Origin of the sequence: Nostoc sp. 2RC (assembly GCF_014222165.1) — a bacterium.
Taxonomy (GTDB): Bacteria; Cyanobacteriota; Cyanobacteriia; order Cyanobacteriales; family Nostocaceae; genus Nostoc; species Nostoc linckia.
In genome coordinates this window covers 1-24,466 of sequence record NZ_JACKZU010000082.1, presented here as the reverse complement: position 1 = coordinate 24,466, position 24,466 = coordinate 1, and the positions used below count along the sequence as shown (strand labels likewise).

The 24,466-nt window shown below is 40.4% G+C and carries 16 protein-coding genes; 8 read left to right on the top strand and 8 right to left on the bottom strand.

What is annotated here, in order from left to right; genetic code table 11:
• Nucleotides 1-43 precede the first annotated feature (43 nt).
• On the bottom strand, nucleotides 44-967 hold the full coding sequence (locus GNE10_RS12080; RefSeq protein WP_185565386.1) for a tetratricopeptide repeat protein: 924 nt from the start codon (nucleotides 965-967) through the stop codon (nucleotides 44-46).
• Between the two features lie 511 nt (nucleotides 968-1,478).
• Here GNE10_RS12080 and GNE10_RS12075 point away from each other — a divergent pair.
• Both GNE10_RS12075 and GNE10_RS12070 read left to right on the top strand, forming a co-directional pair.
• Nucleotides 1,479-1,691 carry a chlorophyll a/b-binding protein gene (locus GNE10_RS12075; RefSeq protein WP_099071456.1) on the top strand — a complete coding sequence of 71 codons (213 nt, stop codon included), beginning with the start codon at nucleotides 1,479-1,481 and terminating at the stop codon, nucleotides 1,689-1,691.
• 62 nt (nucleotides 1,692-1,753) lie between these two features.
• Nucleotides 1,754-1,993, top strand: coding sequence for a hypothetical protein (locus tag GNE10_RS12070; protein ID WP_185565385.1), 240 nt, complete (start codon nucleotides 1,754-1,756; stop codon nucleotides 1,991-1,993).
• 102 nt (nucleotides 1,994-2,095) lie between these two features.
• Here GNE10_RS12070 and GNE10_RS12065 read toward each other — a convergent pair whose 3' ends face one another.
• Entirely contained in the window at nucleotides 2,096-2,485 is a 390-nt protein-coding gene (locus GNE10_RS12065) for a hypothetical protein (RefSeq protein ID WP_099071458.1), read from the bottom strand.
• Between the two features lie 1,185 nt (nucleotides 2,486-3,670).
• Between GNE10_RS12065 and GNE10_RS12060 the strand changes: the two genes are divergently transcribed.
• A complete protein-coding gene (locus GNE10_RS12060; protein ID WP_185565384.1) occupies nucleotides 3,671-5,542 on the top strand; it encodes an iron uptake porin in 1,872 nt (623 codons plus the stop codon).
• A 68-nt stretch (nucleotides 5,543-5,610) separates the two neighbouring features.
• On the opposite strand, the gene GNE10_RS12055 is transcribed toward GNE10_RS12060, so the two are convergent.
• On the bottom strand, nucleotides 5,611-6,135 hold the full coding sequence (locus GNE10_RS12055; protein WP_185565383.1) for a DUF2085 domain-containing protein: 525 nt from the start codon (nucleotides 6,133-6,135) through the stop codon (nucleotides 5,611-5,613).
• A 285-nt stretch (nucleotides 6,136-6,420) separates the two neighbouring features.
• Here GNE10_RS12055 and GNE10_RS12050 point away from each other — a divergent pair, with 285 nt between their 5' ends.
• The 4 genes from GNE10_RS12050 to GNE10_RS12035 all read left to right on the top strand — a co-directional run bounded on the left by GNE10_RS12050 (nucleotide 6,421) and on the right by GNE10_RS12035 (nucleotide 16,280).
• Nucleotides 6,421-7,167 carry a class I SAM-dependent methyltransferase gene (locus GNE10_RS12050; RefSeq protein ID WP_185565382.1) on the top strand — a complete coding sequence of 249 codons (747 nt, stop codon included), beginning with the start codon at nucleotides 6,421-6,423 and terminating at the stop codon, nucleotides 7,165-7,167.
• Nucleotides 7,168-7,788: 621 nt separating this feature from the next.
• The gene (locus GNE10_RS12045) at nucleotides 7,789-13,128 is read left to right on the top strand and encodes a translocation/assembly module TamB (RefSeq protein WP_185565381.1); all 5,340 of its coding nucleotides are present in this window, start codon (nucleotides 7,789-7,791) and stop codon (nucleotides 13,126-13,128) included.
• Nucleotides 13,129-13,230: 102 nt separating this feature from the next.
• Nucleotides 13,231-13,521 (top strand): HNH endonuclease, encoded by a 291-nt coding sequence (locus GNE10_RS12040; RefSeq protein ID WP_244918207.1) that lies wholly within the window; start codon nucleotides 13,231-13,233, stop codon nucleotides 13,519-13,521.
• A 545-nt stretch (nucleotides 13,522-14,066) separates the two neighbouring features.
• Nucleotides 14,067-16,280 carry an ATP-binding protein gene (locus GNE10_RS12035; RefSeq protein ID WP_185565380.1) on the top strand — a complete coding sequence of 738 codons (2,214 nt, stop codon included), beginning with the start codon at nucleotides 14,067-14,069 and terminating at the stop codon, nucleotides 16,278-16,280.
• 490 nt (nucleotides 16,281-16,770) lie between these two features.
• On the opposite strand, the gene GNE10_RS12030 is transcribed toward GNE10_RS12035, so the two are convergent.
• The 5 genes from GNE10_RS12030 to GNE10_RS12010 form a co-directional block, all read right to left on the bottom strand.
• A complete protein-coding gene (locus GNE10_RS12030) occupies nucleotides 16,771-17,112 on the bottom strand; it encodes a ferredoxin family protein (RefSeq protein ID WP_099071465.1) in 342 nt (113 codons plus the stop codon).
• A gap of 12 nt (nucleotides 17,113-17,124) precedes the next feature.
• A complete protein-coding gene (locus tag GNE10_RS12025) occupies nucleotides 17,125-18,762 on the bottom strand; it encodes an FAD-binding protein (RefSeq protein ID WP_260446865.1) in 1,638 nt (545 codons plus the stop codon).
• Between the two features lie 543 nt (nucleotides 18,763-19,305).
• Nucleotides 19,306-19,818 carry a GNAT family N-acetyltransferase gene (locus tag GNE10_RS12020; protein WP_221642823.1) on the bottom strand — a complete coding sequence of 171 codons (513 nt, stop codon included), beginning with the start codon at nucleotides 19,816-19,818 and terminating at the stop codon, nucleotides 19,306-19,308.
• The gene (locus GNE10_RS12015; RefSeq protein WP_185565378.1) at nucleotides 19,808-20,194 is read right to left on the bottom strand and encodes a VOC family protein; all 387 of its coding nucleotides are present in this window, start codon (nucleotides 20,192-20,194) and stop codon (nucleotides 19,808-19,810) included. Before GNE10_RS12015 ends, GNE10_RS12020 begins: the two co-directional genes overlap by 11 nt.
• A gap of 47 nt (nucleotides 20,195-20,241) precedes the next feature.
• Complete coding sequence (locus GNE10_RS12010) at nucleotides 20,242-23,490, bottom strand: PAS domain-containing protein (protein WP_185565377.1); 3,249 nt, start codon at nucleotides 23,488-23,490, stop codon at nucleotides 20,242-20,244.
• A 282-nt stretch (nucleotides 23,491-23,772) separates the two neighbouring features.
• On the opposite strand from GNE10_RS12010, the gene GNE10_RS12005 reads away from it, so the two are divergent.
• Complete coding sequence (locus tag GNE10_RS12005; RefSeq protein ID WP_185565376.1) at nucleotides 23,773-24,198, top strand: hypothetical protein; 426 nt, start codon at nucleotides 23,773-23,775, stop codon at nucleotides 24,196-24,198.
• Nucleotides 24,199-24,466 lie beyond the last annotated feature (268 nt).

Below are 24,466 nucleotides of genomic sequence, written 5' to 3'. Positions count from 1 at the left end.
CCCTTTCCCCTTTCCCCTTCCCCCCGCCAAGTCAACTTGGCTATTAAGCAATTTCTGATAACGATGAGAGTTGCTGTTGCAAACTTTTGAGTAAAATTAAAGTTAGTTCATAGGTTGTAGTTTCTCCCTGTTGGGCGAAGTATTCCAAGGCTTTTCGTAAGTCTGCAATTGCGGCTGGTTCGCGGCCAAGCTGATGGTAAGCCATGCCGCGATTTAGGTAAGCTTGGGCGTTGCTGGGATTAAGTTTGAGTGAGTCAGTAAAATCCCTAACAGCACAAGAGCGATCGCCACTTCTGGCACAAGCACAAGCCCGATTATAATAAGCTCTGTAATCATTGGGACTAAGAGCAATTGCCTTTGAAAAGTCGAGCATAGCTGCTTTTAAATCTAATAACTCAAAACGAGCAATTCCGCGATCGTTGTAGATATCTGCTTTGAGTGTGCTAGATGTTTCGGGAATATTACTTAGTGCTTGCTCGTAGTCTGATATTGCTTGTAACCGATGACCCAACATCGCACCGGCTACTCCTCGGTTGTAGTAAGCTCTAAAATCATTAGGTTTAAGTGCGATCGCTTGATTATAATCTGCGATCGCTGCTTGATAATTTCTTTGTCTGTAGTATGCTAATCCCCGGTTCAGGTGTGCTTCTACGTTGTTGGGTGTAAAATTCAGAGCTTGATTGCAATCAGCGATGGCATTTTGATAGTCTTTGAGTCTTAGATAAACAAGACAGCGATGGTTATAAGCTGAAGCAAAATCATTCTTGAGCTTAATGGCCTCAGTAAAATTTTCTATGGCTTCCACATAACTGTCATGCTGCATTTTTTCAATCCCTAAGTTGAAAAAATCTCCGGCTGTAATTTCAGTAATGCTAATAGGTAGCGAGTACCCTGGTGAAGCGATAAAAATACACATCAGTGCCAAGGCAATACCAAAATTAAGCATGAATCGGTAAAAGCGACTCATAAAGATATCTCGCATTGCTAACAGAACAAAATACGTAATCTCAAGTTTCGATGAACACTTGTAATTAGGTTTGATGCACGCAGAGTTGCTAATTATAAGTAATTCAGCGAACTTGATGAGGATGTTTTCAAAGTAGTGGCTGATGTATTAAAGCCTTTAGAGCTTCCTATTTTTGCTTATAAATGAGGACTTTCATCGAGTTATTCCCCACTGGAACAAATGGCTTAAGCTCCTTATCAATTCTAATTTTCATATTTATAGCTAGCACCGTCAAAAGACAGTCTGTCAAACTGCCATTGATTCTGACATTTTTCCATGCCCTCTTTTGCTTGTGCGGTTATGTCTGTACTTGAGGCAATTGTAAACCGCTATCAAAGAAGCGATGGTACATTACGGTATTCCGAACCTCGTTGTACGGTTTATAGGTATTTTTGGGTTTTGTCAAGTACTTGTAAAAATTATTTACATAAAGTTATATTTAGTTACATAATTAAACAAAAAAGAAAAAGACATGACAAGCAAAGGCTTTACCATCAACGAACTCGGTCAACTCAACAATTTTGCAATCGAACCAAAGGTTTATGTAGACCAAACCCCAAGAGTTGGCTTTACTGAGTATGCTGAAAAACTCAATGGCCGTTTGGCGATGATTGGTTTTGTTTCACTCATCGCTGTAGAAGCAATCACCGGACACGGATTGATTGGATGGCTAACAAGCCTGTAGATAACTTTGACAATTCAAGAATTTTCATCAATTAATCCACAGAATATTAAACGAGGAAAGCTATGAAAACAGATTTTGATTTCCCTAAAAAAGATTTGATTGGCCCCGTTGTTTTTCGACCTGATTTTAACAACTTTGAAACCATTAACCTCAATCAAGCCTGGTCACTGTTTTTCACCGCAGGTCAAAACGACAAAGCACTTGGAGAAGAAGCAGAATTAGGTAACTTTTTCACTAACCTTTTAATTGCTGTGGTGGTAACAGGAAGTCTTTGGGGAATTTATTTTAGCAATTTGGGATAAAAAGTTGGCTTCAGGTTTTCAGTTGAATGAATGTATCTGAAGTCTTGGTGATATCCACCAAGACTTCTTTTAAAGATTATGAAAAATCAAAATAACTAAATTCTAAGGAAGACTATTCCGCAGACGACGCAAACAATTTATCGATGCCGCACAATCACAACCAAATAAAGCTACCGCCGCATCGCTTTCTGCATCTGTAACTGCCAACAAAGCTTTTTCCAGATCGTCATCAGTAACATCAATTTCCGCTACGCCTTTTTGCAAATGAGATAATTCTCCAGCACCAGCACAGAAAAATTGCCCAAGTTTTGGATGTCTGACACAAGCTTTTTGGTCTTCTGCGGATACTGGCGTAGTAGCGGCGTCAGGACGGTCTACTGGTTGGGGATTTATTGGTTCATTAGCTGTGGTCACTTTACTGGTCATTAGCATTGAAGCCAAAGACATGAAAGCTGCGGTTTTGGTAGTAAAATTTATTAACAGTTTGTTCATACAATTGTCCTACAATTAGGTTGCCAATTTTGGGTTAATTTTCTCTAAGGCTTAGTCAGGGAATGATGTTTTTAAAGAATCTGGATACTGAAAGCAATTTATCTGTAATATACACCATGAAATAAATTGTTACTGGAAAATCACAAATTCTTGAAAAACAAGTGACAAAAAAATCAAAGTAAAAGTTTTGAGTTTTTTACCTTGTATCTTTTACATATATTTATCCCTCAAACAGGAGAATTTTTGATTAGAGAGATAGCAATCGATTATACTGCTATTTTTAGCAAGCATCACGCAGTACCGAACAATGTAATATTTAGGGACTTCCAAGTAAAACAATATTCTACAATTGTTAATTGTTGACGGTTGACAGTTGATAGTTGACAGTCAGCAGTCAATGACCCAACCGGAATAATTTATTTTTTGGAGTTCCCTTATGTTCTTCGTAGAAAGCTGGGAAAAAAAATCCACCTTTTTCGCCTTTACACTTTTCTAGGACTTACGCAACTGGCATATTATTTTAAGTTTGTAGTAAGGACTTCAGTCCTTATTAGAGGACTAAAGTCCTTACTACAAGCAAAAAAAATTGATTTTTTGTGACACTTGCGTAAGTCCTGTTTTCCTTACTTATGCAATAAATTGATAGCGTTTCCTAGTCTGCTGGGGTATAAATCTCTGCGTATCTCAGCGCTTTACTTTGCGTCCCTACGCTGCGCCGCCTTTGGCGGTATGCGTTTCAAAATATTATCTGTACCTCACTTAACTGGGAATCACTATAAATAAAGATTGGGTTGTTTCTATCTCTTAGTGTGCATTTTAACGTTGAATACGGATATACTTTACCGCAAAAACACTTATATATTGCTTTCATTCCCCGACCGATAGACTAGAAGTGCGATCGCCAGTGCTTTTGATAACACGTCTCAATCATAATTTTTATTTATTCGATACAAATAATAAGATTTTTAAATGGTAATAACTGTAATTTGTTCCCGGAAATAGTATTTACTATAATTTAATGCCTGCGATAAAAATCCATATATTGATAAGTCACTTCAGGAAGGTAAATTCCTGAAATTTGAAGTGAACGAGATTAGCTTGCTCAAGATAACTTAAATTGACTTATCAATCATATAGGAATATCGCGATTAAGTTTTTTTTATTTCGTATATGTGAGGAGCGATCGTGGCAAAATATCTACTAGCCTCCGCTGGTGGAGCAGGTTTTTTGTGGTTAATTTGCGGACTATTACCCGTACAAGCCCATAGTAATTTAAATGTTTCAGAGGAAAATTTAGCAGGCAATGGACATCGAGTCAGCTACATTCACAAGAATTATCTGATTGCTGATAACTTAACTGAACAAAATTTGCCAGTAGACAATCAACAACAAAAAATTGAAGATTTGGGATTGGAAAATCCTGCTAATTCTTTACCGCAAACAACACCAACATCAAATTCATCTCCCTCGTCAGATAGACTCGCACAAGTAACATCTGTATCCCAATTGTCTGATGTACAACCCACAGATTGGGCTTTTCAAGCACTACAATCTTTGGTAGAGCGCTATGGTTGTATCGCTGGTTATCCCAATCTCACCTATCGTGGTAATCGGGCGTTGACTCGCTACGAATTCGCAGCTGGCTTAAATGCTTGTCTAGATAGAATCAATGAACTCATTGCCACAGCAACCGGTGATTTGGTGACTAAAGAAGATTTAGCCGCCTTGCAAAAATTACAAGAACAATTCGCTGCCGAATTAACAACGTTGCGCGGTCGTGTGGATGCTGTGGAAGCACGCACAGCAGAACTAGAAGCAAATCAGTTTTCCACTACTACCAAACTCAATGGTGAAGCTATTATTGCTGCTGTTGGTGCTACCGGTGGCGCTCCTGATACGGACGATCCAAATATCATCCTAGTCAATAGAGTGCGGTTAAATCTAACCACTAGTTTTACAGGCAAAGATTTATTAATCACCGGTCTGCAAGCTTACAATTTTTTAGGTGGAACAGATGGTAATGGTAGCCTGCAAGAAAGTTTAGGATTAGCTTCCCCTTTATTGAGTTCTAGTAGCGCTCGTACTAGTTTTGAACCCCAGTTTCCAGGGGTTAACGTTAATACTTTGTCAGGGGTTGGTGCTAATAGCGTACAGCTTTACAAGTTGCTGTATATTTTTCCCGTGGCTAATAAATTAACCTTATTTGCCGGAACTGCGGCGGAAACATCAGATGCTTTCCCAGCAATTACACCTTTTTATGGTGAGGGACAAGAATCAATTTCTCGTTTTGCAAGTTTGAATCCTGTATTACGCGTCTCTGGTGGGACTTCTGGCACTGGTTTAGCATCGGCGGCGGGATTTATTTATAATGTTTCCCCAAGTCTAGATTTCAGAGCTTTATACGGTAGCGTCAATGCTAACCTTCCTCAAAAATCTCCAGACGAAGCACTACCAGGAGTGTCCACTACACCATTAGGGGGAGGTTTTTTCAGTGGTAGTAGTGTAGTGGCCGCACAGTTAACCTTCAAGCCCAGCCGTAACCTTGACATTGGTCTGAACTATGCCAACAGCTACCACGAAATCAATATTCTAGGTACGGGATTAATTAGCAGTGACATCGGTGCTTTAAGTGGTCTGCCAGCTGGGACACCAGTCAAACTCAACTCTGTTGGTGGTACTCTGACATGGCGATTTTCTCCGAAGATAGCCTTATCTGGCTATGGTGCGGCGCTATTTGTTGATGATTCTTCTGGAGATGTTGATGCTTCCACTACCTTTACAAGTTGGATGGTGGGAGTTCACTTCAGTGACTTATTCAAGTCAGGAAACAATGCAGGGGTTATTTTTGGTCAACCGCTTTACCGTAGTGATGCTGGTGGTGCGGCTGTACTTGGTTCAAATCGGGCTACCCCTTACCATTTAGAAGCGTATTATCGCATCAAACTCAACGATAACATTAGCATTACCCCCGGTGGCTTTGTGTTGTTTAACCCAGAGGGTGACAGCACGAACGAGACAACAACGGTAGGTATACTCAGGACTACTTTTACATTTTAAATACTACTGTTGACTGTTGACTGTTGACGGTTAACAGTCAACAATCAACCACCATTTATTGTTTATTCTCAGCTAGTTTTAGTACTCTGCCATCCGTGTAAAATCGGCATAGTAAACAATCCCCACGCCAAACCTGTAATCAACCCAAAAGGCGTAACGATGTAATTATTGAAACTCCAAAAACCAAAAATTTCTGCGGCCAATTCTAATGGATAAGCCATCATGAACACGCTAGCTAAGGCTGCGCCGTTCCAGCCATACTTATTTAACCAGTAAAAACCTTTATCACCAGTCACACCATACAACAGGCGAGTAAATAGCAAACCCGTAACAGTGCCGTAACAACGCATACATACAGCCATAATATATGGGGGTGCTAAATCTAGACCCAAAGTTGGTTGCGGACACACACAATCACCCATAAAGTAAATGATATTGGCAACTATGCCAAGCAAAGACACCCCAGAGGCAGCCAAAAAGGGAGCAGTTACAGGGCCGATAACCATCCCCGCTAGCATGATGTCAGCAATCAAACTGACCCAATTAAGATTTTTGGCAGATTCTAATTGCCCTGCGGAAACGATTCTTTGCATAAAGTATCCTTTTTTTGTATTATTTTTTTGTCTTTTTTAATATACTTACATATCTATAGCAATCCTATTTCACTTGTGAACAATATCGGTGTTAAATGTTGACTGTTGACTGTTGACTGTCAACGATTAACGGTCAATAACCTTAACACGTAATATTTGACAAATTATTTGGGATTGCTATATGGGACTCTTATTTGATTGCAGGAAAAACCTGATTACCTATTTTCTACTTCTGTTCAGATACCATTAATCGCGCCTGTCCCTACTTTCTACTTCTTTGGTAATATGTTAGACAAAAAAACATTGATAGCTACAGAGAATCAATCTTTCCAGCCTCAACAATTCTTCAATGATCAATGGAAAGTCTACCAGAAAATACTCGACAATAATTACATGGGACACCATGAAATTTATTCTGTGTTAGAGAAATTTCTGCTCAGCTACTTTCAACAACCCTTGAAAATGCTTGATTTAGGATGTGGCGATGCTAGTTTTAGTGCCCAGGCTTTGTTAAATAGTACTATTACTTCCTATCAAGGAATAGACTTATCAATACCTGCACTAGAAATCGCTAAGGATAATATGGGAAAGATTCAGTGTGACACGACCTTTACCCAAGGCAATTTTAGTGAATTGATTCCCGAATTAATGTTAACTCAACGCCATAGCTTTGATGCTATTCTCTGTTCCTTTGCTCTACATCACCTGAGTCTTGAAGAAAAGGATTTAATTATTGGTCAGATTAAAGAACTTTTGACATTTAACGGGGTTTTTATTTTGATTGATGTTTTTCGTCAAGCAGCAGAAGACCGAGAAACCTATCTGAGACGTTACTTACAAAGTGTACGCCAAGACTGGTCTTTATTAACTTCCCAAGAATATTTACTCTTGGAAAACCATATTTCTACAAGTGATTTTCCTGAAACTCAACAAACTTTTCATGCAATTTCCCAAAAGTACAATTTTAGTCGCTTTGAATGTCTATGTGATAATGTAAGTAATGCTACACAAATATTGTGCTTTTATCGATAATCGCCAAACATTAAAAGATTTTTATTTTTGAATTCATAGCTATAGTTTTCGATACCTCTAAATTTCTCTTAAAAAGGAAGACTTTGATTTTGCTTCCCTCCTTTTTCAGGCTACCGCGTACACACCAGTATAAGCAGCAAAGATTTCAACTCTTTAATTCCGGATAAATACCCAAATTTTGGACATTGCCAAAACTATAGCCGGACTACACCGGCAAGGTAACATTGATAACATTCATACACCAAAATTTATATGTTGTATCGAAAACTACTAGTTACATCATCTTAAAGTTGATTTACTAAATACAACATTTCTAGGACTTACGCAAAAACTCTCTTAAACTCTCATTCCTCCGTGAACTCTGTGTTCTCTGTGGTTAGTTTTCCATTGCTGTGCGTAAGTCTTGATTTCATTAAATCGAACCAAATTCTCTGCGACCCTTTGCGTTTAAATTCTTATACAAAGCTGTATTCACTAATACTTTTAAAGTGCAAATGTCAACACTCATCAGAATGAATTATTAATTCTATCTAGAGAAAGTGTGAAAAATTTATTAAAAATATTATGGTATTGTCGAGTAATAAATTTTTTATTACTCACATAGCGGTAGCACTAAGGAAAATGACAGGCTCTCCAAATCCAGAAAATGATCGCGAACCAAGGAATCCTCGTTTAAATCTGCTGCTTTTAAAACGTGCCAGTTTGGTTTTAGGAATCATTTTACTTGGAGGAATTGCAGCCGGTGTTTGGTGGACTAGAAACTATGTTTATGAAGATCTAGCACCTTTAGTACAGCAAAATCTTGAACAATTACTTGGGCGTCCAATCAAATTAGGAAGAGTTGAACGGTTTTCACTTTCTAGTTTGAGATTTGCTTCCCTATCGATACCAGCAACTCCTACAGATGCAGACGAATTGACGGCACAAGCTGTAGATGTGCAGTTTTCACCTTTACAAGTTCTTTTGAGTAGAAAATTATCATTAAATGTCACATTAGTCCAGCCCAAGGTCTATATTCAACAGGATCGAGATGGTCGCTGGGTGACGGCGCAAGTTAAAAGTGGAGAAGGGACAGGTATCATTCAAACTGAGTTACAAACACTGCAACTTGTTGATGGAAATGTAGAGTTATCTCCAGCTACCGCCCCAACTAAACCCAAAGGTTCTGTAGTTATCAATCAATTCGGTGGTGTTGCCAAATTTGCACCAGGAAACCAAGGAGTTGATTATGAAATCAACGGTCAACTCACTAGAGGAGGTGCTGTTAAAATTTCTGGTGACACACAATTTAAAACCGAACAAACTAACTTAAAAGTTGTAGCCCAAAGTTTACAAGCATCTGATGTTAGCCGTTTAATTGAGTTACCAATTGTTTTGCAAGCTGGGAAAATAGATGCTGATTTAGGAGTTGCAATTCCATCAAATGCCTCGCAAATCGCTATTAATGGTACGGCTATTTCTCATCAAGTTACTGCTCAAATTGAAAATCTGCCCCAAAAGTTTGCTAATGCCAATGGTAGATTAATATTTCAAGGTCAAACCATCGCTTTAAATAATTTAACGACAAACTTTGGTAAAGTCCCGATAATAGCAAATGGAGCAGTTAACACCCAAACAGGTTTTAATCTCTCAGCTCAGATTAAACCAGTTAGTGCTAGAAATATCTTAGATACCCTAAAAATCAAATCACCAGTGGTGGCCATCGGTGAAGTACAAGCAAATATTAAGTTGCAGGGGCCACTCCAGCAGCCTGTTCTCAGCGGTATCGCCAGTAACACCAAGCCAGTCCAAGTTGACCGCGTTCGATTTAAAAGCGTCAACACAGATTTTAAATTAAGTATATCTAAAAAGACATCTCAAATTGCCATCTCGAATCTGAAATTAGTGCCCGCAGCCGGTGGTGAAATTACTGGCAGAGGTGAAGCAACACTTAACGATAGAGTAAAATTTAATATTTTAGCTGACAGTGTTTCCGGAGATTTACTGGCAAAAAGCTACGATTTCACTTTGCCAATTAATGTTGGCAATATCTCAGCAAGGGCAGAAATTACTGGTTTGCTGGGCAAACAACCATTATTACTCAACGTTTCCAGCCTGCAAATGCAGCCGCCAGCTGGGGGGCAAATCTTGGGGAATGGTCAAATTCAATTAGCACCACAAGGCAACGTCTTATTTAACATTCAAGCCCAAAATTTACCAGGAGACGTAATCGCCAATACAAACAATACTTCATCTACCATCAAAATTGGTACGGTATCGGCAAATGCCAGAGTTAGCGGTACTCTTGGGAATCTACGGACAGTGGTGCAACTGCAAGCGCCCACTGCGACCTATCCCGTAACGGGACAATTTGCCATTGCTCAACAAGGGCAGAATATTCTCTTGCCAAGTGCTATTTTTAACGTTGCAGGTGGTAGAATCATAGCTACAGGTAGAGTTGTACAACAACGTTGGCAAGCTTTTGTCAACGCCCAAAGTTTGCAATTAAATCGTTTCCAACAGATACCACCGCAGTTCCAAGGAGTTCTGAGCAATGCCGCGTTGAATTTGTCAGGAAGCACTGCTTCTTTTCAACCCTCAACCATTCAAGCTACAGGACGAGCAAACTTGAATGTGGCGGGAGGTAGGCTTAATCTTAGGGATATTAACTTGAATGGCGGTCGCTGGCAAGCAGTTGCTAATGCTTCCCAAATTCAACTTAACCGTTTCTCGCCAGAATTACGGGGACTGCTGAGTAGTAATGTCAAGTTGACAGGTACAACAAATTCCTTCCAGCTTGCAGATATTCGCGCCGCCGGACAAATTCGCGCTTCACAAGGGTTGGCACAATTAGCACAACCAGTGACAGCGCAATTTCAATGGAACGGACAGCAAATTATAGTTGAACGGGCAACCACACCAGGAGTTAGTGCCAGTGGTGCGATCGCTGTACAATTACCGCAAACGGGTACACCCGAAATTGCTGGTTTTAATTTGAATGTCCAAGCCCAGAACTTCAACCTCAAAAATACAGGCGCTTTTGTTCCTGGAGATTTAACACTAGCAGGCTTATTAGATTTTAATGGACAAATTACAGGCACTCCTAACACTCCTCAAGCTACTGGCAGTATCCGGCTGCGGAATTTTAATGTCAGTAACTTGGCATTCGACCCAGTTTTAACTGGAAATGTGAATTTTCAAGGCGGACAGGGAGCCAGCTTACAACTTGCTGGCACACAAGACAGGATAGCAGTAAACCTGGGTGCAGATTATCGCCCAACGTCATTTTTAGTCAAGCGCGATGCGGCGGTGACCACAGGAAGAACCGAGGGAGATAATTTGATTATCAACGCCCAACAGTTTCCCATAGCCCTGGTTGGCGGATTTTTACCTGACAATAGATTGAAACCTTTATCAGGGCAATTATCGGGAAACTTAGTTGTGAATCTGAATAATTATGCCGTGAATGGAGACGTAGCGATAACTTCGTTAAGCTTCGCTAACGCCAACCCACGCGTTGCCAGAGTTTCCGCAGACGAATTTCGCGGTAATATCAACTATGCCAATGGCACAGCTAGCTTAAATAATGGTCAATTGCGGTTGGGAAGCGGCAATATAGCCTTAAGTGGAAATTTGCAAACCGGAAATGACGCCAAATTTCAAGTCCAAGCTAACGTCAATCAAATTCAAGTCCAACAACTCTTACAAGCGTTTAATATTTACGACTTTCAAGATTTTGGTAGCGGCTTAGAATCTCCCACCTTAGCAGGAGCAGAAGCACTCAACACCACAGCCGTTAGTTTACCAAATGCAGATTTAAAAACTCAGTTAGAGTATTTCTCCAAAATTACAGCATCGCTAGCACAACAACAACAAGCAGATACCCAAAAAACAGCAACTTTACCCACCATTGGAGAATTAACAGGTGCATTAAATGGAGGAATTACAGCTAGTGGTTCCTTAAAATCTGGGTTGAATGCCGACTTTAATTTCCAAGGTAATAATTGGCAATGGGGTCAATATTCCATTAATCAAGTTATAGCTAGAGGTAATTTTGCAGATGGTGTGGTGACAGTTTCACCATTAAGCATCGGCATAAACCAAGGATTAATTGCTTTTGCTGGACAGTTGGGAAGCGAACAACTATCTGGCAATTTGAATATTGCCAGTTTGCCGCTATCACTTTTGCAGCCATTTATCGAAAAATATCCTATAGATATTACCGGTCAACTCAATGCTACGGCTAATCTGCAAGGCAGTTTAAAAGATCCAACAGTCAATGGCTCAGCATCCTTGGCTAATGCCACTTTAAACCAACAACCAATACAAACAGGACAGCTGAAATTTAACTACGACAATGCTCGTGTCAATTTTGATAGTACCTTGCTATTGACGGGAACACAACCCATTGCCATTACAGGTAGCGTACCGGCTCCTTTACCTTTTGTAGCAGTTAAACCAGATAACAATCAAATCAGCGTTAACGCCAGGGTGAATAATGAAGGCTTGGCACTGTTAAATGTATTTACCAATAATCAAGTTAGTTGGGTAAATGGTGCAGGTGAAGTGGATGTCAAAGTCCAAGGTACTTTAAGCCAGCCAATTATCAACGGAACTGCCACAATTAGTAATGCTACTTTTAAAGCTGAAGCTTTATCGGAACCCCTCACAAATGTCACAGGAACACTACTATTTAATGGCGACACCTTAAATGTAGAGAATATTCAAGGTAATTATAATCAAGGACTAGTGGCTGCATCGGGAATCTTGCCAATTTTTACTGCTGAGCAAGGTATATCTAATCCTCTAACTGTATCAATAGAAAAACAACTCAATTTTAAAATTCCGGCATTATATGAAGGCGGTGTTAGTGGTAGCGCCGTAATTCGGGGAACAGCACTAAATCCGATAATTGGTGGAGAAATTGAACTTAGTGATGGTCAAGTCATCATTGGAAAATCTGCTGCTGAAACTTCACAACCAGCAACCACACAAGAGCCTACTACTATTACTCTCAATACACCAGAAACTAATAGTGAAGTCACAACAGCATCAGCTAACACTCAGACCCCAACTAGACCCAACTTACCTGTGGAGTTTGCAGATTTACGCTTGATTTTAGGCGACGATGTACGAGTTACCACAGAGTCTTTACTTGGCTTTGTACCTGGAGGAGCAGCATTGAGTCAACCCATACTCAGCTTTGACGCTGAAGGCGACTTGACCATTAATGGTACTTTAGCCAAACCCCTCCCCCAAGGACTCATCCGTTTAACAGGAGGACGGCTCAGCTTATTTACAACTGAGTTTACCTTGGCGCGGGGTTACGAACACACCGCCCGATTTACTCCAAGTCAAGGACTCGATCCTACCTTAGATGTGCGATTGGTAGCAGTTGTACCTGAAGCATCAGCAACCAGCAATCGAATTTTGGAATCCCCTTTGTCAGCGGAAATCAGCGATGCTTCTGTGAATAATTTTGGTACTTTACGTACCGTTCGCGTCCAAGCAAGGGCCACGGGGCCAGCCAGTGAATTAGCAGATAACCTGGAATTAACCAGCGAACCGAGCCGCAGTCGAGGAGAAATTGTGGCTTTGCTTGGTGGCTCGATTTTGAATTCCTTGAGTCAACCAGGAGATTTAACCCAAGGATTGACTAATTTCGCCAGTTCTACTCTTTTAGGTAGCCTGCAAGGAACCATAACTGCCATCGGACAAGCTGTTGGTTTTAGTGAATTTCGCATCTTTCCTACCCCCACTACAAATCAACAATCAAGGCGAGCATCGGTTCTTGATTTATCTGCGGAGGGTGTATTTAATGTTAATCGGAATTTCTCCGTTTCTTTATCGCGGGCTTTTTCTACCAATGAGTCTTTCCGTTACAATGTACTTTACCGTTTGAATGATGAAATTCTGGTACGCGGCTCAACTAATTTAGATGATGAAAGTCTGCTGTCAGTGGAGTATGAAAATCGATTTTAAAAATCAGAATTCAGAATTCAGAATTCAGAATTCAGAATGGGTTACGCCCTGCTGCGCTAACAGAATTTAGAAATAATTTAGGTAGAGTTTTAGCAAAATCAAGTGTCTAGGAATCAATTACAACAATGCGAACTGTGTGAAAGAGAGATGGAAAATTTAACTATCCATCACTTAGTTCCACGACAAAATACCAAACGCAAAAAACAAGATCCAGGCCCGACAATCAATATCTGTTCTGCGTGCCATCGCCAGATTCATGCTTTATTTGACAATAAAGTGCTTGCTAAAGAACTCAACACAATAGATAAGCTCAGCAATGAGCCGCAAATGCAAAAATTTTTGGTTTGGGTGAGAAAGCAAGACCCAGGTAAGCGAGTTTCAGTCCATCGCTAAACAAGAACAGGAACTACGCAAAGATAACATAATTTCGTCATTAAGAGCCATAGCGTAGTGGTCTATCCCATTAATGTTGTAGGAAAAGAATGTTCGTAGTAAGGACTTTAGTCCTTGATTTTTAAGCACTTTGGTGCTTATACCAATTTGAAAAAATAATGCAACACATAGACAAGACCCCTCCCCAACCTTGGCAAGGGGAGGGTGCCGTCAGGCGGGTGGGGTATCTGTCGCAAATATTTTTTGAATCGGTATTACTACGAACCTTTAAGAACTAATGGGACAGACCAGTAGTAATATCCTCTAGTACTTGTGCTGTGTTTGTTGCATTCTTTTTTCAGGACTTACGCAAAATCATGAAAAAACAAACCGCAAAGGACGCAAAGTACGCAAAGAAATAAGAGTTTCAGAGAGTTTTTGCATAAGTCCTATTTTGAAACTGTTATGACACGCTTTTTTGCTTTTGAATGCAGAAGCGAAATGTATAAACGGGAATTATAAAGCAAACGTCTGTTGAGACAGGCGATCGCATTTTCTACGTAATTATGCTCTTAAAAGCTTTAAAGCGGCGTTCAGTATCCAAGCAGTTGCCACTACACCTGATTCTCATTGTTCCGTTCGTGCTACAAATTTTCGCAATTGTTGGATTAACTGGTTATCTAACTATCACTAATGGTTACAAGGCGGTTAATGCTGTTGCATCTGAGCTACGCAATGAAATCAGCGTTCGTATTCATCAACAAATTCTCATTTATTTGGAAAAACCCTACATTGTTAATCAAACGGTTGCATCTGCAATTTCACAAGGACAAATAAATTTAAGCGATATTCAAGCATTAGAGCATTATTTTTGGCGTTTGGCGAAGCAAAACACTGTGGATTTTCTCCAGGTTGCCACTTTTGAAGGAACTAACGTTTTAATTGAACGTTTACCAGAAGAAGGATTTATTGTAGCTCGAACCGCAGACGAATCAACTTTCCCCAATCGTAAAAGTTACCGCCTGAATAATCAAGGTCAACGAATTGAATTATTGAAAATTCAAACCTTTGACCCCCGTACCCGACCTTGGTATAAAGCTGCATTAAAAGCAAGACAAGCAACTTGGACTGAAATCTTTGTAGCTTCTACCAGTTCATCAAAAGCCACTATTGCTTTGTCTGAGCCGATTTACAGCCCTACAGGAAAATTATTAGGAGTACAAAGTACTAACTTTCGCCTCTTAAAGATCCATGATTTTCTTAAAAGTGTCAAGGTTGGTCATACTGGACAGACTTTTATTATGGATAAAGCGGGAAACTTAATTGCTAGTTCAGTCATCAAACAACCATACAAGATTGACGACTCGAAAATAGAGCAGATCCCCGCGAAAAAAATAGATAATCTTACTATTAGTTTGACAGCAGAAACTTTATTTCAACGCTTTGGCAATTTAAGCGTGATTCAGGATAACCAACAGCTTGATTTTCTGCTTAACGGCAAACGTCAATTTGTGCAAGTTTCACCAATTCAAGACGGGCGAGGAATTGATTGGTTGAGTGTGGTAGTACTTCCTGAGTCGGATTTTATGGCACAAATCAATGCCAACACACGCACAACAATTTTCTTATGTTTAGCTGCATTGATTATTGCAACAGTTTTGGGAATTTATACTTCACAGTGGATTGCTCGACCCATCATGTTTTTAAGTCAAGCATCTGAGGCCATTGCAAGTGGAGCATTCTACCAAAATGTACAAATTTTTAAGGTTCGAGAATTAGCTATTCTAGCTCGTTCGTTTAATCTGATGGCACAGCAATTGCAGGAATCATTTACTAATTTGGAACAAACTAATCAGCAATTAGAACAACGAGTTGAAGAACGAACATCTGAGCTAAAAAACACTCTCGAAAATCTCCAACGGGCGCAAACACAAATGATTGCTGAAAAAATGTCGAGCTTGGGACAATTAGTGGCTGGAGTAGCTCATGAGATTAACAACCCCGTTAGTTTCATTCATGGAAACGTGCATCATTTATCGAATTACACTCAAAATCTACTGGAGTTAATACAACTTTATCAAACCCAATATCCCAATTCGACTTCAGCAATTCAAGACAAAATTGATGATATCGATTTGGAATTTATTACTAAAGATATGGTAAAGATACTTTCATCTATGAAAATTGGTACCGAACGCATTCGAGAAATCGTCAAATCTCTACGTACCTTTTCGCGCTTAGATGAGGCTGAAATTAAACAAGTTGATATTCATGAAGGAATTGAAACTACATTACTAATTCTCCAGCATCGGTTGATAGCTAATACAAAGCATCCAGAGATTGAAGTAATTCGTAATTACGGTAATTTACCTCTTGTTGAGTGCTATTCAGGACAACTCAACCAAGTATTTATGAATATTTTAATCAATGCCATTGATGCAATAGATCAAGCCAAAGCTCAACGAACTTCTGAAGAAATCCAGCACAATCCCAGCCAAATTACAATTTGTACCTCAGTAATCAATTTAGATTGGGTAGAAATTGCGATCGCCGATAATGGTTTAGGTATGTCATTTGATGTTCAACAACGAATTTTTGAGCCATTTTTCACAACAAAACCCGTAGGCAAAGGTACGGGTATGGGTCTTTCCATTAGCTATCAAATCATCATCGATAAGCATAATGGCAAACTAAACTGTTTCTCTAGCCTGGGAGAAGGAACGACATTTGTAATTCAGATTCCTGTAAAACCGCTATTGTGGGAAAAGGGAAAAGGTTAATGGTTCGACCCTTCTCTACGAGAGGCTTCTCTACGAGAGGCTTCGCCAACGCCAACGACAAAGCTCAGGGCAGGCAAGCTCACCAACCGGGGAAAGGGAAAATACCAAACATGCACCCCCTTTTCTCGACTTCTCTTTGCCTCTAAGCTGATTGTTGTCCGACTTATAGAAAATTACCATAAGGAAAATATAAGCGATCGCATTGTTCGCAACGGCTGTTGATATCATCAAACTCAAGAAAAATTGCGATCGCTTCTCCACCCTAATATATATAAGAATCCTAAATAATTTCTGAAATATAGCAGGCAACAGGGAAAGAAAGTCCCTTGATGTCTGGGTTTTACTGTCAATTTATGTCCTAGACTATGCTTGGGCTGCCATACATATTACATGTTAGGGTTGTTGACTATTAACGGTTCACAGTCAACAGTCAACACTCAACATTCAACACCGATCGATATTTTTCACAACTGAAATCGGATTCCTACAGTTAACTTTGATAAGGGCGCGGCAGTTGGCGCAGTTTATGAGCAGTATCTAATTCACTATTGTTTTTTCTGCCATATCCCCAACCTAAGATGCGGCGATATTCACCCATGATGCCACTTTCAATTAACTCATCCTCATTAACTGCAATATCAGTATGAGATTGGGGAGCAACATAAAGTGCATCAGCAGGACAATATGCCTCACACATGAAACAAGTTTGACAGTCTTCCTTACGAGCAATTACAGGTGCTTGGTTAGGAACTGCATCAAAAACATTAGTAGGACAAACTTCAACACACAGATTGCAATTAATACACAGTTTCTGGCTGACAAGCTCAATCATATATTGCTCCTGCTATAACTTTGATACAACGGGTGTGGTTGCAGTGGTTTCTACCGATGATGTAGTGAGAGTATCCGTAATCCAATCACGTCTTACCCAAAGCTTATCTAAGCCGCCTGTGGCTTGATAATAACGCTGATTGCGATCGGTTTGTGGATAATCCACTCGAATATGTTCGCTACGAGTTTCTGTACGGTGTAAAGCACTAAAATATGCCCATCGTGCTACAGCTGTGAGTGCAGCTGCGCGACGAGAAAATTCTATGTCACGTACAGTATCTTGTTTGGGATTTCCTTGTACTTGTTGCCATAGGGCTTCTAATTTGGCTAAAGAATCGAGAAGTTTCTGCTCAGAACGTAAATAATTTTTCTCCAACGGAAACATCTGTGCTTGAACACCGCGCACAATTGCATCGTTATCAAATTTTTCAGATACAAAGGAGTTTGAGCGCAATCCCACTTGACCTGCTGCACGTGCAACTCGTTCATTTGCACGTGCGCCCAGACTCTTGGCAAAAACAGCCGCCCCAACTCCTGCCCATTGTCCTGTAGAGATTGCCCAAGCAGCATTAGGGCCGCCACCACCAGAAGCTAAACCTGCTAAAAACTCCCGTGATGCAGCATCACCAGCTGCGTAAAGTCCGGGCACTTTTGTAGCACAATTATCATCCACGAGTCGAATTCCACCTGTACCCCGGACTGTCCCTTCTAAAACCAGTGTTACAGGTACTCTTTCTGTGTAGGGATCAATGCCAGCTTTTTTATATGGTAGAAAAGCGATGAAATGAGACTTTTCAATTACTGCCTTGACTTCATCTGTAGCTTTATCCAAACGAGCATAAACGGAACCTTTCATCAGGGCATTGGGGAGGAAAGCAGGATCGCGACGACCATCGATATAACCACCAAGATCTTTACCTGTTTCATCGGTGTAACTAGCCCAGCCAAAGGGAACACCCCGCGTTACTGTGGCATTAAAAGCGGTGGAAATTGCATAGTGATTAGAAGCTTCCATACTGGAGAGTTCGCCGCCAGCTTCTACTGCCATCAGCATTCCATCACCTGTATTCGTATTGCAACCTAATGCTTTACTTAAGAATGCACAACCGCCATTTGCCAAGACTACTGCACCAGCACGAACGGTATAAAAACGATGATGTTGTCTCTGCACACCTCTTGCTCCTGCTACTGAGCCGTCTTCGGCTAATAAAAGCTCTAAAGCCGGACTTTGGTCGAGGATTTGCACGCCAGAACGCAAGAGGTTTTTGCGGAGTACTCGCATATATTCAGGGCCATAGTAACTTTGACGCACAGATTCCCCATTTTCTTTGGGGAAACGATACCCCCATTTTTCTACTAAAGGCAAACTCAGCCAAGTTTTTTCTATAACACGCTCAATCCAACGTAAGTTAGCAAGGTCTTTTCCTACGCGATAACGCTCCGATGCAACTTTTTGCCAATTCTCTGGAGAGGGAGACATAATTCCATTACCACTGGCTGCTGCTGCACCGCTTGTACCCAGAAAACCTTTATCAGCAATGATAACTTTGACACCTTGAGATGCAGCTGCCCACGCTGCCCAGGCAGCAGCAGGGCCACCACCAATTACCAACACGTCAGCACTTAGTTGCAGTTCATTTTCTGTTAGCAATTTTTTATTCCTCTTATTTGGCATTTAGTTTTGTACTGAATGTAAACAATTTATACAGGCACAAGCAAACTCACACGCATTTTCTGTTAGTAATTCCTCATCAGTGTCATCTTCGACAATGAGCTACTAAACTGGCGTATTTTGCCTATCTGCTTTTTGTGTATAAATTAAGTTGCGTTAGCCATACCGCAGACTTGCTGCTTTATCCGGCTAATTATGCAGTAGATGGAGTTTGCATGATACTAGAGAGTGTGTACAGCAAATTACAATTCACATGATACCCTAATTATTAGTTTCTCTAACAATAAGAAGTACAAGTTAATTTTCTATCTACTTGAAACTGCCGTGAGTCGTTGGGTATTGGTAACATCTTGCGATGCCCCATCCCCAAAAACTTCATCGTGCAAGTGGTGTGGAGTTTTTCATCAATAGGACTTACGCACACTCTACGAACTCTTGGCGGTAGCCTTCGGCAAGCCGCTGACGCTCCTTCTCTGCGAGACGCTGCGCGAACGTCGCTACCGCTTCGCTAACGCATCTACGTTAAATCAAGCTTTTTGGTAATTTTTGCGTAAGTCCTGATAAATATTTTTCCATAACATATTTTTTAACCCAACCTCCCCGCCGTTCTACTTGCTGTTCCCTGACTACATTAAATCCTTGATTTTGAAAAAATGGCTTTGCAGTAATACTCGCTTCTGTATACAGCCTTTTTATTCCTTGGGATTTGGCACTATTTTCTAGATAATTGAAAAGTTTGGAACCAAGACCTTTTCTTTGGTGTTTGTGATGACAATAAAAACAATCAATGTGACCATCTGCTTCTAATTCTGCAAACCCAACTATCTCATCATTATCTTCAGCAACGTAGGGAAGTTTGGCTTGTAATCTTGTATGCCAAACTTCATAATCCATATTTTTCGGTGCCCAAGCATCGACTTGTTTTTGAGTGTAGTCGGCAATATTAATTTCATGAACTGTATCATAAAACAATTGCATAATCGCTTTGGTATCAGATAATCTATATTCCCTAATCAGGATATTCTCAAGTTTCATAAATCTCTAAAGGTAAATTATCTGGGTCTTTAAAAAAGGTAAATTTTTTACCCGTTAGTTCATCGATTCTAATATTTTCTGTTGGCACTCCTTGAGAATTTAAGTAATCAACAGTTTGTTTGACATCATCAACTTTAAAAGCCAAGTGCCTTAATCCACATGCCTCTGGACTAGTAAATCGTTGCGGCGGGCTGGGGAAGGAAAATAACTCTATTTGAGCATTTTCTCCTACTTGTAAATCTAATTTATAAGAATTTCTTTCTGCACGAAAAGTCTCTGCAATAATCGTAAAACCTAAAGTTTCGACATAAAATTTTTTCGAGCGATGGTAGTCAGAGCAAATTATTGCTACATGATGAATACCAGTGGTTTTCATGCGTATTTCTCCTGGCGATCGCTTCACTTTTTACTGTTACTAAAATATTACAATTTTTGCTTGAGCAAATCTGCAATTGAGGTTAGTAATTCAAGTGGTTTTACTGGTTTAGCGACGTGTTTGTCGAAACCAACTTTTAAAACTCGCTCTCGATCGCTTTCTCCAACATAAGCCGTTAAAGCAATGGCCAAAATTTCCCCACCCTGTTGTTTTGGCATTGCTCTAATCTGTTTCATCAAACCATAGCCATCAATTTCCGGCATTGCTAAATCGCTGATTAATAAATCAGGTACGTTCTCAGCAATGGCAACCAGGGCTTGAGTTGCGGATGCAACCGCAGCGATGACCGCACCATTTTGTTGTAGCAAGAAGGAGACAAACTCCCTAGTATCTGCATCATCATCTACAATTAATACCCGTAGTCCATTCAATATTGAAAAGTTAAAATTTTCCGTTGCTCCCCCTACTCCCCCAGTTTCCCTTGCTGGTGTAATTTCTTTCATTAAAGGTAGTCTGACGGTAAAAATGGCTCCCTGCCCAATTCCTGGGCTATCGGCGATGGCAGTTCCACCGTGCAATTCCACTAAATGGCGAACTATTGCTAATCCCAGTCCCAACCCACCAAATTTTCTGGTTGTGCTGCTATCGGCTTGACGAAAATATTCAAATACGTGGGGTAAAAATTCTGCTGAAATACCTTGGCCTGTATCTTTAACTTGAATTACTGCCCACTGGGAAGTCAAATCTTGAGTTAATGAAAGGCTAACTTCCACTGTTCCTTGAGTAGGAGTAAATTTGACGGCATTGGAGAGCAAATTTCCCACAACTTGCTGGAGGCGATAAAAATCACCAGAGATTTTACCGACATTGGTGTCAAACTGAGTTTTGATTTGAATAGATTTGGTTTCTGCAATTAAGCGGACTGTTTCTAATGCAGCCTCAATGACAGCTAGCGGGTTGACAGGGGCAAAAGTCAAATTTAGTTTACCGCGAATAATTCGAGAGACATCAAGCAATTCATCAATTAATTGAATTTGCAATTGTGTATTTCTTTCGATGGTTTCTAAGGCACGATTGGTAGTATTTTCATCAAATTTGCGACTTCTAAGTAGGGATGACCACCCCAGAATAGGGTTGAGGGGCGATCGCAATTCGTGGGAAAGAATCGCCAGAAACTCATCTTTATTGCGGTTTGCTTGTTTGAGTTCTTCTGCTTGTTGCCTGAGTGCTTTTTCTAATTGCTTTCTGGGGGTGAGGTCAATAATAAAACAAATCCAAGATATTGGCGATCGCGTAACCATTGCACCACCAATTAAGATGGGAATACGGGAACCATCTTTGCGAATATATTCTTTTTCGTAGGCACTAAATACCCCAACCGCTAGCAGTTGCTCCATACTCTGGACATCCAGGGCATGATATTCTGGTGGCGTGATGTCTTGTCTGCGTACCTTAAAAGCCAATAATTCCTCCCGCGTATAACCCACCATTTCGAGAAACGCTTCGTTGGCGTCAGTAATGTACTCAGGAGTAGCGAATAAAATGCCAATAATGTTGGAATCAACTAACCGTCTTAATTGAGTTTCCCGCTGAAGTAAATTATTTTCTGCCTGTTTGCGCTTGGTAATATCTTGAGCAGTACCCATCAATTTTATTGGTTTGCCGTCGGCGTCGCAAAATACACGACATCTGGCATCAATCCAATGAATGCTGCCATCAGACCAAACACTGCGGTATTCAATATCAGAATCAAGTTTTTGTTCGATACAATTGGTGATGGCTTCTTCGATGATTGGATGGTCTTCTGGATGTACGCAGTTGAGGAAAATCTGAAAATTAATTTCGGCTTCTGGGGATAGTCCAAACAGTTGCTTACATTTTTCTGTCCAAATTAACTCATTGCTAGTGAGATTCCAAAACCACATACCAACTTCAGCGGCGGTAGTTGCCAATCGAATCCGTTCTTCACTTTCTCGTAGCTTTGTCTCGGCTTGTTGGCGATCGTGTAGTGCAACTTGCTGTTCAGTAATATCAGTACTTGCACCAACTACCCTGACTACCTGACCATTTGCATCCCGCACTGCAAATCCCTTATCTTGCACCCACAAATAGTGGCCATCCTTATGACGTACTCGGTACTTGATACTATAACGATTGCCAATGGCCATACTAGTAATAAACTCATCATTCACCATTAGTAGATCCTCTGGGTGAATGTGTTGTTGCCACCACTCAAGGTTAGGTTTAGCTTCTTGTTGGCCATAGCCAAAAACGTCAGTTAAACCCTGAGTTCTTTCCACAGTATTTTTATGAACTTCCCAGTCATAAATCATACTGTTAACTGCTGCGGCTGCCAGCTCAAACCTTTCGTTACTTTGGCGTAGAGAAATTTCTGTGGCTCGTCGGTTTGTAATATCGAAAGCGATTCCCAAAAGATGATGTGTTAATCCCTCAGCAGTTCTGCCGTATACAGTGTCATAGCTACAAAACCAGCGCCACTCACCATTAGCATGGCGAATTCGGTATTCAAAACTGAGAACTTCCCCCGCAGCCACGGAATTAAATCTTTCTAGATAACTGGGCAGTCGTGCTAAATCGTCAGGGTGGATAAGTTGAGTAAACAACTCACTTCCCATAGCTTGGATTTGTTCTGGTGTGTAGCCCCAAAAATCAGTAATTTCGTAATTAACGTAACAATTTCGCTGCTCGATTATGTCATAAATATACAGTATGCCTGGAAGAGTGCCAGCAATTTGTTGAAACAGACGTTGACTATCCCAACGCCGTGAAAAATCCTCTACATAAATTTTTTTAGTATCTTCAACACAATTACACTTATCTTCAGCTTCCAGGTATTTAGACTCAGTAATATCTGAAAAAGTGATGACAATGGCGTAGGGTGTAGTTCCTGTAACTTGAAAGAGCGGTTGTGAAGATAATAACAGCCAGACTAACTGATCGTGAGGTTTATAGAACCCACACACTACATTCAAACAAGGTTTACCTGTGTTGAGAGCAACCATCGCCGGGTGAATCTCACGCAGCAAAGGCGAGCCATTTTCATCAACAAATTGCCATTTAGATTCGAGGAAATTTTGTCCTACAAACTGCTCGGTTGTCACTTCCAGAATGCTTTCAACCGCAGCATTGCAAGCCTGAATTGTGCCGTCAGGTAACAAAAGTATCGTTCCCTCTTGTTTACTGACTGCTAACGAATAATTCGATTCTTTATTAACTTGCCTATACAGCAGCTTGTCACTAGCCAGCTGGTTTTGAGACTTTTCTGCGCCTGGCATTCTGTTAGGGTTAAAGAAATTGAATAGTGAATAAATATAATATTCAGTATTTAACGATTACATAAATTTTAGAGCAAAATCTTCTACCTGAAAGCGGAATATGACTGAAATTATTAGTCATTAGTCATTGGTCATAAATTATTCTCCTGGTCTCCCTTGTCTCCCTTATCTTCCTCATCTCCCTCATCCCCCTCCCCACTCCCCAAGATTCAGTTAACCTAGTTAAAAAGCTGACTCTACCAAGTTCGTGATGTAAATGCAACTCTTACAGGAGGTCAAACTGTGAGTAACCTGGGCAAAAAAAGATTAGAAGTTGTTTTAGCGATCGCTACTTATTCTATTGGCAATGGTACTGCCTCTGCTGCTCCAACTCCTGGTGTAGAAATTCCCAAACAAATTGTCTTAACGGCATCTGATGTTGCTATGTATACCACTATCTGGAAAATCTATTTTCATGAGGATTTATCTAGTAAAGGAATTTTGGAAATGCTGGCAGAGTTGGGTTTAGTTACCTTTGCTGCCACAGGTACAGCTTATATTGTGAGCAAAACTACTACAGCCATCGTCTGTGAAATTGCAGATTGGCTTGGGCCTGTGGGATGGGGTGTTGCAGCAGTTATCGCTACTTCTATTACTGGTTTATTTGCCGCTAGCTGGGCAGTGTATTGCGATCGCCTTTATTCTCAAAGAGAACTTCAATCAATTTAATTCTCCTGGGAACTGGATTCATTAAACCTGCTTTAAAAATAGAGATTGAGAAAACCAAGATATTTTCATTGCGATCGCACTAGCAGTATAAATTGCATATTGACTTCATTAGATTGTTGACTGTTGACCGTTGACAGTTAACGGTTAACAGCCAAGAACAACGCTAGTAGTCTGACAACTCAACAATGCTTGGTGAAGGCTGGAGAAAGGTAAAGGGATTTCAAACCTTTCCCCTTTCCCCTTTCCCCTTTCCCCCACCAAGTCAAGG